At 29.9% G+C, this 13,117-nt stretch carries 14 protein-coding genes; 9 read left to right on the forward strand and 5 right to left on the reverse strand.

Going from position 1 to position 13,117, the window contains the following annotated elements; genetic code table 11:
* Positions 1-47: 47 nt before the first annotated feature.
* The 9 genes from rfbA (at position 48) to V7P59_RS00995 (ending at position 7,760) form a co-directional block, all read left to right on the forward strand.
* The gene (rfbA, locus tag V7P59_RS00955; protein WP_333807778.1) at positions 48-905 is read left to right on the forward strand and encodes a glucose-1-phosphate thymidylyltransferase RfbA; all 858 of its coding nucleotides are present in this window, start codon (positions 48-50) and stop codon (positions 903-905) included.
* Between the two features lie 69 nt (positions 906-974).
* The gene (gene rfbC / locus V7P59_RS00960; protein ID WP_333808100.1) at positions 975-1,526 is read left to right on the forward strand and encodes a dTDP-4-dehydrorhamnose 3,5-epimerase; all 552 of its coding nucleotides are present in this window, start codon (positions 975-977) and stop codon (positions 1,524-1,526) included.
* On the forward strand, positions 1,520-2,383 hold the full coding sequence (rfbD, locus tag V7P59_RS00965; RefSeq protein ID WP_333807779.1) for a dTDP-4-dehydrorhamnose reductase: 864 nt from the start codon (positions 1,520-1,522) through the stop codon (positions 2,381-2,383). Before rfbC ends, rfbD begins: the two co-directional genes overlap by 7 nt.
* Positions 2,383-3,480, forward strand: a complete 1,098-nt coding sequence (locus V7P59_RS00970; RefSeq protein ID WP_333807781.1) for an acyloxyacyl hydrolase — start codon at positions 2,383-2,385, stop codon at positions 3,478-3,480. Before rfbD ends, V7P59_RS00970 begins: the two co-directional genes overlap by 1 nt.
* A 35-nt stretch (positions 3,481-3,515) precedes the next feature.
* A complete protein-coding gene (locus V7P59_RS00975; RefSeq protein WP_333807782.1) occupies positions 3,516-4,277 on the forward strand; it encodes a GIN domain-containing protein in 762 nt (253 codons plus the stop codon).
* A gap of 3 nt (positions 4,278-4,280) precedes the next feature.
* Positions 4,281-5,045 carry a glycosyltransferase gene (locus V7P59_RS00980; RefSeq protein WP_333807783.1) on the forward strand — a complete coding sequence of 255 codons (765 nt, stop codon included), beginning with the start codon at positions 4,281-4,283 and terminating at the stop codon, positions 5,043-5,045.
* Between the two features lie 458 nt (positions 5,046-5,503).
* Positions 5,504-6,244: a hypothetical protein gene (locus V7P59_RS00985; protein WP_333807785.1), complete on the forward strand. Its 741-nt coding sequence runs from the start codon at positions 5,504-5,506 to the stop codon at positions 6,242-6,244.
* A gap of 3 nt (positions 6,245-6,247) precedes the next feature.
* On the forward strand, positions 6,248-7,147 hold the full coding sequence (locus tag V7P59_RS00990) for a hypothetical protein (protein WP_333807787.1): 900 nt from the start codon (positions 6,248-6,250) through the stop codon (positions 7,145-7,147).
* Between the two features lie 67 nt (positions 7,148-7,214).
* On the forward strand, positions 7,215-7,760 hold the full coding sequence (locus V7P59_RS00995; protein ID WP_333807789.1) for a hypothetical protein: 546 nt from the start codon (positions 7,215-7,217) through the stop codon (positions 7,758-7,760).
* A gap of 40 nt (positions 7,761-7,800) precedes the next feature.
* Here the strand turns inward: V7P59_RS00995 and V7P59_RS01000 are convergent, their stop codons facing one another.
* Genes V7P59_RS01000 through V7P59_RS01020 form a run of 5 tightly spaced genes read right to left on the reverse strand, consistent with a single transcriptional unit; the run spans position 7,801 to position 13,116 of the window.
* Positions 7,801-8,568: a glycosyltransferase family 2 protein gene (locus tag V7P59_RS01000; RefSeq protein ID WP_333807790.1), complete on the reverse strand. Its 768-nt coding sequence runs from the start codon at positions 8,566-8,568 to the stop codon at positions 7,801-7,803.
* Complete coding sequence (locus V7P59_RS01005) at positions 8,569-10,062, reverse strand: oligosaccharide flippase family protein (RefSeq protein WP_333807793.1); 1,494 nt, start codon at positions 10,060-10,062, stop codon at positions 8,569-8,571.
* An 8-nt stretch (positions 10,063-10,070) separates the two neighbouring features.
* Positions 10,071-11,015 (reverse strand): glycosyltransferase, encoded by a 945-nt coding sequence (locus V7P59_RS01010; protein WP_333807795.1) that lies wholly within the window; start codon positions 11,013-11,015, stop codon positions 10,071-10,073.
* Positions 11,016-11,030: 15 nt separating this feature from the next.
* Positions 11,031-12,197, reverse strand: coding sequence for a DegT/DnrJ/EryC1/StrS family aminotransferase (locus V7P59_RS01015; protein WP_333807797.1), 1,167 nt, complete (start codon positions 12,195-12,197; stop codon positions 11,031-11,033).
* Positions 12,190-13,116 carry a GDP-L-fucose synthase family protein gene (locus tag V7P59_RS01020; protein ID WP_333807799.1) on the reverse strand — a complete coding sequence of 309 codons (927 nt, stop codon included), beginning with the start codon at positions 13,114-13,116 and terminating at the stop codon, positions 12,190-12,192. The genes V7P59_RS01015 and V7P59_RS01020 overlap by 8 nt, the downstream gene beginning before the upstream one ends.
* Position 13,117: the final 1 nt, after the last annotated feature.

A 13,117-nucleotide genomic window follows, 5' to 3' on the forward strand; every position in this document is an offset into this window, starting at 1 on the left:
TTAACCCAACCTGAAACTTTAAACTTTAAACAAAACAAACAAAACCTATGAAAGGAATTATATTAGCTGGAGGTTCAGGTACACGTTTGCATCCGTTAACATTAGCGGTGAGTAAGCAATTAATGCCTATTTATGATAAACCGATGATTTATTATCCATTATCAACTTTGATGTGGGCGGGAATCAGTGAAATATTAATCATTTCTACACCGCATGATTTACCTTTATTTCGTCAATTATTAGGCGATGGAAGTAAATTAGGTTGTCGCTTTGAATATGCTGTTCAAGAACATCCAAACGGATTAGCGGAAGCTTTTATCATTGGAAAAGAATTCGTTGGTAACGATAAAGTCGCCTTAATTTTAGGTGACAATATTTTCTACGGAACTGGTTTAGCTGAATTACTTCAAGCGAATAACAATCCAGATGGTGGAATCATTTACGCCTATCATGTTCATGATCCAGAACGTTATGGCGTAGTTGATTTTGATAAAGATGGAAAAGTATTGTCTATTGAAGAAAAACCAACTCATCCAAAATCGAATTATGCTGTTCCCGGAATTTATTTCTATGATAATGATGTTTTAGAAATTGCAGCGAATATCAAACCAAGTCACCGAGGCGAACTAGAAATTACCGATGTGAATAAAGAATATTTGAATCGAGGCAAATTACAAGTCAGTATTTTAGATAGAGGAACCGCTTGGTTAGATACGGGAACGTTTCAATCGTTAATGCAAGCGGGTCAATTTGTTGAAGTTATTGAAGAACGTCAAGGGTTGAAAATAGGCGCTATTGAAGAAGCGGCCTATAAAATGGGTTTCATTGATGCCAATCAATTAAAAGCGTTAGCAGAACCGTTATTAAAAAGTGGTTACGGAAAACATTTAATGAGTTTGATTTAATATTTTGTTTAATGTTTCAAGTTTCAAGTTATTTGAAATTGAGATTTGAATTTGATTTTTGATATTGTTTTGAAATTTACAGAAACCAAACTAAAGGGATGTTTTATCCTTGAACCAAAAATAATAAAAGACGATCGTGGTTACTTCATGGAAAGTTTTAATGAAAAGACTTTTCAAGAAGGAATTGGACAAAAAGTGACTTTTGTTCAGGATAACCAATCGTTTTCAACTCGAGGTGTTTTGAGGGGATTGCATTACCAATGTGGCGAACATGCACAAGCAAAGTTAGTTCGTGTTTTTCAGGGTGAAGTTTTGGATGTAGCGGTTGATTTACGTCCACATTCTGAAACTTACGGACAATATGAAGCGGTGTTGCTCTCGGCTGAAAACCAAAAACAATTTTTCGTACCAAGAGGTTTTGCACACGGATTTTTAGTGCTATCCGAAACAGCAACTTTCTTTTACAAATGCGATAATTTCTACAATAAGGTAAGCGAAGGCGGACTTATTTATAATGATGAAACTGTGAATATCAATTGGAATTTTCCATTAAACGAATTGATAATTTCCGAAAAAGATCAAATATTGCCAAATTTTGAAAACGCAAAAAAAGTATGGTAGTATTAGTTACAGGTGCAAACGGTCAGTTAGGACAATCGATTCAATTTATTGCGGATAAATATCCAAATATTCAGTTTGTTTATACCGATTTTCAAGAAATGGATATTACCAATCTTGAAAATTGTAAAACCGTTTTTGCAACACATAAACCACAATTTTGTATTAATACAGCAGCTTATACAGCAGTAGATAAAGCCGAAAGTGAACAAGAAAAAGCCCATTTAATCAATGCCCTTGGACCTGAAAATTTAGCAAATGTGTGTAAAGAATTTGACACTATTTTACTTCATATTTCTACCGATTTTATTTTTGATGGTACTTCAACAACACCTTATAAAGAATCTGATATTCCAAATCCACAAAGTGTTTACGGACAAACGAAGTTGGATGGTGAATTGGCTATCCAAAAAAATTGGGAGAAACATATTATAGTTCGTACATCTTGGGTGTATTCCCAATTTGCTAATAACTTCATGAAAACTATGTTACGTTTGGCTTCGGAACGAGATAGTTTGTCGGTAGTAAATGATCAAATTGGAACACCAACTTATGCTGTTGATTTAGCTGAGGTTTTAATGAAAATTGTTCAATCATCCATCATCCATCACCCGTCATCTTTTGGGATTTACAATTTCAGTAACGAAGGTCAATGCTCTTGGTATGATTTTGCGGCAGCAATATTTCATCAAAAAAGAATTGAGATAGATTTGAAGTCTATTCCAACAACATCTTATCCAACACCAGCCAAAAGACCTTCTTATAGTGTTTTAGATAAAACTAAGATTAAAAAGGTTTTTGGTATTAAACTTAAAGATTGGAAAGCAAGTTTAATAGTAAGTTTAAATCATTTAAATTAATGAAAAGAGCCCTACTTTTTATCTGTTTTACAGTTTCATTGTCTTTTTCTCAAGAAAAATCATCAGGTTATTTTGATGCACAACTTTTCAGAGGAAATATTGTAAAGCATACAGAAGATGTTGGGCACTTAATTTCAGGCCATCCAGATGGATTTTTGCTAAGTTACAACTGGAAAACTTTTGGTAAAAAAGAATGGGAGCAAGTTTATAATTATCCTGATTATGGTATTTCATTTCATTATTTAGACTTTAAAAATCAATATCTAGGATATAATGTTGCTTTAGGATTACACTATAATTTTTATTTTTTCAATCGAAATTTAATGTTTCGAATTTCACAAGGAATTGGAATAACTTCTAATCCTTACGATAAAGAAACCAATAACAAAAACAATGCTTTTGGAACTAAAGTAATGGATAACACCTACTTTATGTTACAATATAAAAAAGAAAATCTTTTTAATCGAATTGGTTTTCAAGCAGGTTTCATGTTGACCCATTTTTCTAACGGAAGATTCAAAGCACCTAATAGCGGAATCAATACGATTGCATTAAACGTTGGTTTGAATTATAATTTAGGTGAAAACCAAGAATATATAAAGGATTCTTTACCCGCATCATCAACTTATAAAGAACGAATTAAGTATAATATTGCTTTTAGAACGGGTATTTCTGAAGGTCCGGTTCCTAGTTTAGGACAACGTCAATTTTATCACATCGGGTTATATGCTGATAAACGTATTGGAAGAAAAAGCGCATTACAATTAGGAACAGATGTTTTCTTTTCTCGTTATTTAAAAGATTATATAGAATTTGTGTCCGTGGCTTTTCCTCCAGAGCATGAATCTTACACAGCACCTGATACTGATTATAAAAGAATTGGATTGTTTGTGGGACATGAATTATTTATCAATAAACTTTCAATTGAAACGCAACTTGGCTATTATGTATATAAGCCATTTGACTATGAAATAGATATATATCAAAGAGTAGGAGCAAAATATTATCTTTACAACAACATTTTTACAGGAGTTGGATTAAAAACGCATGGAGGAAGAGCTGAAGCTATAGAAGCCACATTAGGAATAAGATTGTAAATTTATTAATTCGAGTAATGCCGAAAAATTAAAATATGAAAAAGTTCGCACTATATTTTTTATCACTAATTCTAATGGGAAGCTGCGGCATTTCTGAAGATTGTTTTAAAGGAAATGGAAATCAAATTACACAAACTTTTGCTTTCGAAGGCTTTACAAAAATAAAAGTATATGATGGTGTTGGATTAGTTGTAAAAGAAGGCCCAAATTATGAAGTAAAAATTGCAACATCTGATAATATTATAGATAATATTGAAGTTAAATTACAAGACAACATGTTGGTTATAAAAGATAATTCAACATGTAATATAGCCCGAGATTATGGACAAACTACAGTTATTATAACAATTCCAGATGGAACCGTTTTTCCATTAATTCAAGAGTTAGAATTGCATTGTAAAAGTGAACAAAAAATTCAATCTGAAGGAATTTTACATTCCCCTATAGTTCGTTTATTTTCATTAGGAGACGATGGAGATGGTGCAGGAACAGGAGATTTTTACATTAATGTGGATAATGGTCAATTTGTAGTAGAAAGTAATAATGTTTCCAATTTTTATATCAACGGTCACAGTAACGAAATGTTGTTAAATTTTTATTTTGGCAACGGACGTTTCTATGGTAAAGATTTACACGTTGAAAATATAAGAGTATATCACAGGGGTTCAAATGATATGATGGTTTATCCTATCCAAAAAATAGAAGGAACTATTAGTGCAACAGGAAATATTATTTTAAAAAATGTACCACCAGTAGTAGATGTTGAAGAGTTATTTAGAGGAAGAGTTATTTATTAGATTATGAGTCAACCTAAAAAAATATATTGCCTAACACCCATTTATAACGATTGGGAAAGCTTTGCTGTTTTGATTCAAGAGATTCAACAATTACAACAAAATCTGAGTATTTACAATTTTTTTGTAATTGCGGTAAACGATGGTTCTACAGAAGATATTCCAGAAGATTTTGATTACAAAAGCATTCCTACAAAGGTTTTAAATTTAAAAATCAACATTGGACATCAAAGAGCCATTGCTGTAGGGTTACAATACATTTACAATGAAGTATCCGATTATGATTTTGTTGTGGTAATGGATAGTGACGGAGAAGACAAACCCCAAGACATTAAGGATTTAATAAGCAAAGCAGAGCTAGAACAAGAAAAGAAAATCATCTTTGCTCAACGGAAAAAACGTCAAGAATCTTCGTTTTTTAAAATAGGGTATTTTTTTTATAAGTATCTATTTTATTTCTTAACAGGACAAAAGATAAGTTTTGGAAACTTTAGTGTTATTCCTAAAAAATTACTTTCCAAAGTAGTGCATCAAAACAATATTTGGAATCATTATTCGGGCGGAATTATCCAATCTAAAATACCCTTTGAAAAAGTACTACTCGATAGAGGAAAACGATATAAAGGAGTTTCCAAAATGAACTTTAATAGTTTAATAATTCACGGATTAAGTTCTATTTCGGCTTATTTTGATTTTTTATCTATCCGTATTTTAAGATATTCATCGTATGGAATAGGTATTTGTACTATTTCTGTTTTATATATTTTATAACGAAAATTATTTACCGACAATGCGATTCCTGATTGGTTATCAAGTTTAACATTGATTATTTTAGGTATTATTTTACATTTGTTTTCAGTAACACTCGTTGTTTTGTTATTACAATTGAGTTCTAGAAAGAATATAAATATTTCAAATTCAAAGATATATTTAGATTTTATTGAAAATAAATTCAGTAATAATTTTTATTAATATTTATTGAATATCAACATATTAAATTTAACTTTGTGATAATAAATTTATTTTCAATTAGTTTACATAATATTATTTCTGAATTTTTAAAATTTATGTCTAGAAAGTTTCTTGTCTTATTTGTCTTTATATTTTTTTCATGCACTGATAGTGGTAGTGGCAGTTCAGATGAAAATCCTAATACTATTGAAGATTCATATGTAATTGTTAATGGTATAAAAGCTTACACGGGGATATTATATAACGCACCTCCTTATGTGACAAAAAAAAATGGTGTTTTTAACATTGGTTTTTCAGTTGGAGTTAATTCATTAAAGCATTACTTTTCTTTACAAATAACAGAGCAAGGAAATATAATTTATATTAGTGACTTTACGGACACTGTAAGTTATTACAATAGAACATATTATAATTTCAGAAATTACCCGGATTTTTTTTCTGAGGTGCTTATGTTTAATTATGATGAACAAAGAAAAACATTTAATTTAGAATTAAAAGCAAATTTATATCTAGATTCTAATAATATTGATTCGGAAAATATTAATGTAGAATTTAATTTAAATGGCAATTATGAGGATCAACCTGATACCGACGATTATCTACTAAGTAATAGATTAGACTATTGTAGTGCAAAATTTAATAATGTTGATTGGACCGCAATGATGCAATATGAAAATGGTTCATTTACTAATTATGGTCCCTATAAGATTAAAGTTATTTTTAATTCATCAACCCCAGTAGCTAATTATACATTTACACAGACGGATAATGTTAATTGTATTAAGTTTTATAAATTTAATATACAAACATTTCAATATGATGAATTTAATGTGTTAGGAAATGTAAATTTATATTACAAAGAGTTTCATGGAATGTCACCAAACTTGTTAACGTATTCTTTTTTTGGAACTTTTAACATAACTGCAGTTAATCCAATCGATTCAAGTGAAGTTATTTCAATAACAGATGGTAAGTTCAGAACATTAAACCCCTATTAAGATATGAAAATTTTATGTAGATTTTTTTTTGTTAGCTTGATATTGTTTTTTACTTCTTGTTCTGAAAGCAATGAGGAAGAAACTCCTATCGATTCAAATAACTCAAATAACTCAAATAATTCAGCTGAAATTTTAATTAATGGAGAGTTAGTTTCTAATAATTATTTTACAAATAAATTATTTTACAAAGTTGAAGATGAGTTTTATATCATAGATGATTTACAAATCAATAAATTAATTAGCTTTAATAAAAATGGAGAGTTTGGTATGTTTAGTTGGGATTTTTATAACAATCTAACAGGAACCTATAAAAAGTTTTACTCATACTATCCTTTTAGTTCAAATTTTTTCGATTTGAATATTGAAGAAATAGACGAAGTTAATAAAAAGATCAAAATTAATTTTTATGGTGCAATGTATGGAAATCCAAATAGCTTGCAATCAGAAGGTAAATATGTAAGCGGCAGAATTGTGGCTAATTATATTGAAGTTATTCCATCTGTGTTTGGTTTAAAAAATACAGCAGTTATTAACGGTCAAAATTGGGTAAGAACAAATTCAGTTCAAGAAAATAGTGGTATAAGTGGTTATTTAGATAGATGTATTCAAAACGAATACAATGATAAAGAATACAGAATTAGAATTTATTATGAAATTGGTACAACAAATGTTGGTACGTACAATTTTACGTCTACAGACCAAATTAATAAAGTGGACATATCTAAGTATGATTTACAAACAAATTCCTATATTACTTATAATTGTACTGGACAATTAAAAATATTAAATACTTATCAAACTCAAATCAAAGGAGAGTATAGTTTTACTGGTGTAAACCCCAATGACTCAAATGATATTATTACTGTTAACAATGGAGAGTTTAAAATAATTTCTTTATATTAAATAATAAATAAAAAATAATTTTTAAATAACAAAAAACTATATATTTGCACAAAAATAAAATCAAAAAATGAAAGCATTTATTTTATCAGGATTATTACTTAGTGTTTTATTTACATCTTGTAAAGAAGATAAAGCTGTAGAAGCTGAAACTGTTGTTAAAGAAGAAACAAGTCCGTTTACAATTACTGTTAATGCAGTTGTAGATAAAGATGCAGAGTTTCAAATTTATTATAATGAAGACGGTTCTGAAAATTATCCAGCTGAACAATATGTTAATTTAGCTATTAAAGGAAGTCAAGAACCTCAAGATTTGGTTTTCAAATTACCTAATGATGTTAATCCTATGAATTTAAGATTTGATTTAGGTTCTACTAAAGAATTGAAAGAAGTTAAATTCAATAGCGTTAAAATAGACTTCAATGGTAAAAATTTAATCATTCCTAAAGAAGCTATTTTTAGAAATTTTTATCCAAACATGCAAGTTGCGATTGATACAATTAATGCTACTGCAAAAATTGATGTTAAAGAAGGTGAACTTTACGATCCAATTGTTGGAGCAACTCCAGAATTAAAGAAACAAATTGAAACATTATACGCTAAAAAAGCAGAGTAAACATTCAAATAACTTACAAAAAATAGGAACTGAATGGTTCCTATTTTTTGTTTAATACGATTTTGATATAACACTTAATTAAAGAACTATAAAATTTATAGTAAGAAAACAATTTTGAAGTATAACCATATTTAAGTTTTACATGTAATGCTTCTTTTAATGCTCTATATATTTGGTTACTTACTCCGTCATTTTGCATGTTTGCAGTTATTGTTTTAAAATATCCAGGGCGAATTTCTTCTTTGCAACGAATGTAAAAATCTAAATCACCCACAATTTTATATTCTATACTAAAAATGCCCACAGTTTCAAATAATTCTCTTTTATGAAAGGAACCAACTTGTGCGATATTAATATCGGTTATCACATTTTTCCATTCATACTTTTTACCAAATACAGATAAAACTTCACCTTTTTCGTTAGTTAAATTTACTTGGGAAGAAATGTAATTAATAGTTTTATTTTTTTCAATCTCATTGAAGTATAATTGTAAAGAATTTGGCAAATAAGAATCATCAGATCCTAAAAAGCTAATCCATTCACCTGAACTTAGCTGTATTCCTTTGTTCCAAGCGTCATAAATTCCCTTGTCTTTTTCAGAGATAAATTTATATGAAATTCCTTTAGCTTCAAATTTGGGTACAAATGATTTTATAATTTCTAAAGTGTTATCAGACGAATTACCATCTATTATGATGTATTCGAAATCTTTAAAATCTAGGTTTAGTACCGATGTGATGGTATCCGAAATTGTTTTTTCGCTATTGTATGAAGCGGTAATAATACTAAAAAAAGGGGTTGTACTCATTTATTTTTTTGTAAATAATTGCATTACTTTTTCGATTACATTTTTCAAATGTTGATTCTTGAAAAATGAAAGAACAAAAAAGATAAGACATAATACAAAAATACAGATAAATATATAATTTAAAGTAGCATTAAACCAACTAATTACAATATAATACCCAAAAAAGCTTGTGCAGAAAGCACTGATTATAAAGAATAAGTCATTTTTTAGTAATAAGCTTTTCCATGAAATTTTGTTCTCATACTGGTAAGAAATTAAAACCAATAATGAACCTATTAAAAAGGCAATGTTCCAGCCTAATATTACACCATAACCTCCAAAATGAATTCCGAAAAAATAACCAAAAAAAGGGTTTATAATTGTAATGGCTAAATACGAATAAATTAACCAATTTAATTTGCCTTCTCCTAAGTAACTAAAATAAGCAGGGTTACTACAGATGTTAACAAAAGCCACAATGCTGTTTAAAATCACTGCAAACAAGAAAAAAGGAACAATTTCTCCAATCCACAAGAAGGAAACGATTGGAGCTGTAATAATAATACCCGAAATTAAAACAATATCAAAAAGCAGTACTATTGAAAACGTTTTGACGTATAGTTCTTTAACATAACTTTCATTTGTTTCTTTGGCTTCGGCTACTACCGGAATAATTACTTGGTTAGCACTTACAATTAAACCTCTTAACTGCGTAACTAAACGGCTCGACATTTCATAGTAACCCACCATGGCTAATCCACCATATTTACTTAATAATGTTTTTGTTATGGGTTCAAATGACATTTGCATGAACGATAAAGCCTGCATTTTTAAGCCATAATCAATAATTTCTTTGAATAACCTTTTTGACCAATTCCAATGGAAGGTAAAAATTCCTTTTATGTATTTCGATAAGAAGTATACGGAAGTTAGTAACACTACTGCAGCTTGAACAATTTGTGCAAAAATTAACCCTTTCAACCCAAATTTTGGAGTGAGTAAAACGCTTAAAACAAATAGCAAGATAGAAGTAAAGCTAACAATATAGCTTTTGATATAATTTTTCTGAATTCCATCTAAACAGCTACTGATTACACCACCCAATGCATTAATGACTAAGCTAATTAGTGAAAATGGTAATATTTCTAATGCTATTGGAAGATATTGAGCTTCAATAAAATGAGGTAAAATATAAGTCCCAGCAATTAAGATGATAACCGAAATAATGGAATACGTAACTATTATAAAAACGGAAGCAGTAAAAATTAGTTTTTTTAAACTTTCAAAATCGTTTCGGGTGTAATAGGTGGCTACAAATTTTACTATACTTGTACTGATACCAAAATTAGCTATTAAAGCCAATGAAGTAGAAGCAATAATTAATGACCAAACCCCAAGCAATTCAATTCCTAAAGTAACCAATAAGTAGCGGTACAAAAGCAAATATAAAATTCCTACGATCAGAACTTGTCCTATCGCAGCGATTGAATTGAAAAGAAGTTTCGATTTTTGCAAGCGTTTCTTTATTTGTAATTAAGAATAAAATTTTCAATTTGAGTAACTCTATTGTCCCAATTGTGAAAGTTTTTCACGACTTCATAATTTTTTTCTATAAGCGGAATATAGGTATCAAAGTTAGCTAAAATAGCTTCAATTTGTGCTACGGGATTTTCTTCATCAATTTCTATAATAGGATTATAATCAAACAGATGGAGCATATCATGTGGTAGTTTACCTAAAATTAAACATCTAGACGCCATCGATTGCAGATAACGATTTGTTATGGTAGAAATTTTGCCAGTTCTTTCAGGATGTGTAATGTCTGAAGGAACACAAATAGAGATTTTAGAATTGGCTAAACCAAACAAAAATTCTTCACGGGTTGGAAAAATAATTTGTCCGGCTTTTTTTTCGTATTTGTAAATCAAACGAGTTTCAATTGATTTGATTTTTTCGTGATACTCCTTCCATTTTCTACCTAGTTGTAAAACTTCGGTGGTTCTTTCATGATAGGGAATAAATTGATATTGGGTAACATCAATTCCTTCTGGAATCCAATGCGATTGAAAATTTGGAATATTTAAAGTATTGAAATAATCTGCCGATTGTTTACTTGCTGTGAAAACTAAATTGATTTTATAAGCACGTATCGTTTTTTCAATCTCATTAAATAAGGGTTCCCAAGCATCATACATCCAAAGCACTTTTAAATCGGCATTGAAATGAAAATAAGGAAAAAACTTTTCTTTTTGATATCCAATTACAACATAGTTTTTATGTTTTTTAATTGGTAGTTGAATTGGCGGAATAAATTTAAGGAGTTGGCGAAGCACCCGCGCTTGAATGCTTCCTACTCCGTTTATTATTTCCCAGTAGGGTCTATTTGTAATCCTAGCTTCAAACTCATAATACAAGTCCATGGAAACATGGTGATTGAAATTGGTTTTGACCAAAGTAAATTGTTTCATGAGTAAAAATTTTAATTACAACGAAGTTAAAACTCGATGTAAATGCTTAATTTCTTCTGTTAAATCAATTTGGTGATTTCCAACAAAGAAACCTTTTTTGTCTAAGTATTGTGCGTTTTTCATTTCGCCAAAAATTTCACAATCGAAGTATTTCAAAACTTCATTTTTAGTAAAATCTCCAGTAACAATAGGGCGACAATCGATGTGATTTTCTTCTAATGCTTTTACAATGTCTAAACGATTTAGAGTAGATTCTGGTTTAATGATAAAACTAAATCCAAACCAACTACTGTTGTCGATATCTTTTTGAATATAGAAATCTTTGTTATCTTTAAATAGAGAAATAAACAATTCAGCATTTTTTCTTCTTTGGTCCAAGAAAGAAGGTAATTTTTTCAATTGCTCAACTCCAATTACACCACTCATTTCAACTGGTCGTACATTGTAACCTGGTAATAAAAAACGGAAAGATTCTTCGAACCAATTATCACTTTTGTTAGAAATTTTATTTTCTTTTGGTAAATGACGTGTCCACCCATGCGCTCTTAAGCAAACCATTACGTGATACATTTCTTCGTCATCCGTTACAATTAAACCACCTTCCATGGTTGCCATGTGATGAGAGAAGAAAGTAGAAAAAGTACCAACTAAACCAAAAGTTCCGGTTTGTTTTCCTTTGAATTCCGCTCCCATCGATTCACAGTTGTCTTCCATTAAGATGATCTCTCTAGAACCGATGATTTCTTTTATAGCATCAAAATTATTTGGGTTACCCAAAAGATTTACCGCTAAAATCATTTTAGTGTTATCCGAAACGGCTAATTTCAATTGGTTCAAGTCGAAATTTAACGTGTGTAAATCTACATCTACAAACTTCAATTTTAAACCATATTGGTATAAAGGATAATAAGTGGTCGACCATGAAACAGCTGGAACAATTACTTCATCTCCTCTTTTTAATTTTGGATTTTTAGTATAAAACATAGCGGCAACTGCAATTAAATTGGCAGATGAGCCCGAATTTACCATAACAGCGTATTTTGAATTGACAAATTTTGCAAAATCGTCTTCAAATTGTTTTACGCCTTCGCCCATAGTATACATATCTTTTGCGATAACGCTATTTATGGCTTCTATTTCTTTTTCATCCCAAGTTGAGGATGCTAATGGATATTTAATCATGTAAAACCGATGTTTTAAAGTATTCAACTGTTTTTTTAATTCCTTCTTCTAAGGATGTTTGATGTTGCCAACCAAATTGCTTTAGTTTGGCATCATCTATCAATTTTTGTTTCATTCCGATAGGTTTAGACAAATCGTGAACAAATTTTCCTTCAAATCCAATTACGTTGGCAATGGTTTGATAGTATTCGTTAATTGTATAATCAAATCCTAATCCCACATTAATATTTTGTGGCATTTGGTTAAATTTTTCTATGGCATAAAATACAAAGTCAGCCAAATCTCCTGTATACATGAATTCTCTTCTGGCTAAACCATCCCCCCAAATATCAATTTCGGTAGCGTTATTTTGTTTTGCTTCGTAAATTTTCTTTATCACTGCTGGAACCATGTGAGAATGTTCAGGTGAAAACTTATCGTATTTTCCATATAAATTACATGGAATAACGGTTTTATATTGCAATGCAGGATTTTCTTTTACTATGTATTCACATAAACGAGTAGCAACTACTTTTGCTAAAGCATATCCTTCATTTGTAGGTTCTAATTCACCTTTTAAAATTAATTCTTCTTTCAATGGATTTTGAGCTTCACGTGGATACATACAAGAACTTGCCATATTCATAAACCCTTGGATTCCATTTTCTTTAGCTGCTATGATGATGTTTCTACCCATGTCTAAATTGAAAACTAAAAAATCCACAGGGCGTGCCATATTAGCTTGGATTCCACCTACTAATCCTGCAGAATGAATAATGAAATCAGGTTGGTGTTTTTTTAGATAGGTATCAACTGCATTATAATCTCTTAAATTCAGTTCAGCACTTGATGGCGATAATAAAATATGCTGATTTGCTTTTGGATGTTCCAAAATATTTCTGCCGACCATGCCATTACCGCCTGTAACTAATATTTTCATA

It is taken from the genome of Flavobacterium sp., from assembly GCF_036782315.1.
In the GTDB taxonomy this organism is placed as follows: domain Bacteria; phylum Bacteroidota; class Bacteroidia; order Flavobacteriales; family Flavobacteriaceae; genus Flavobacterium.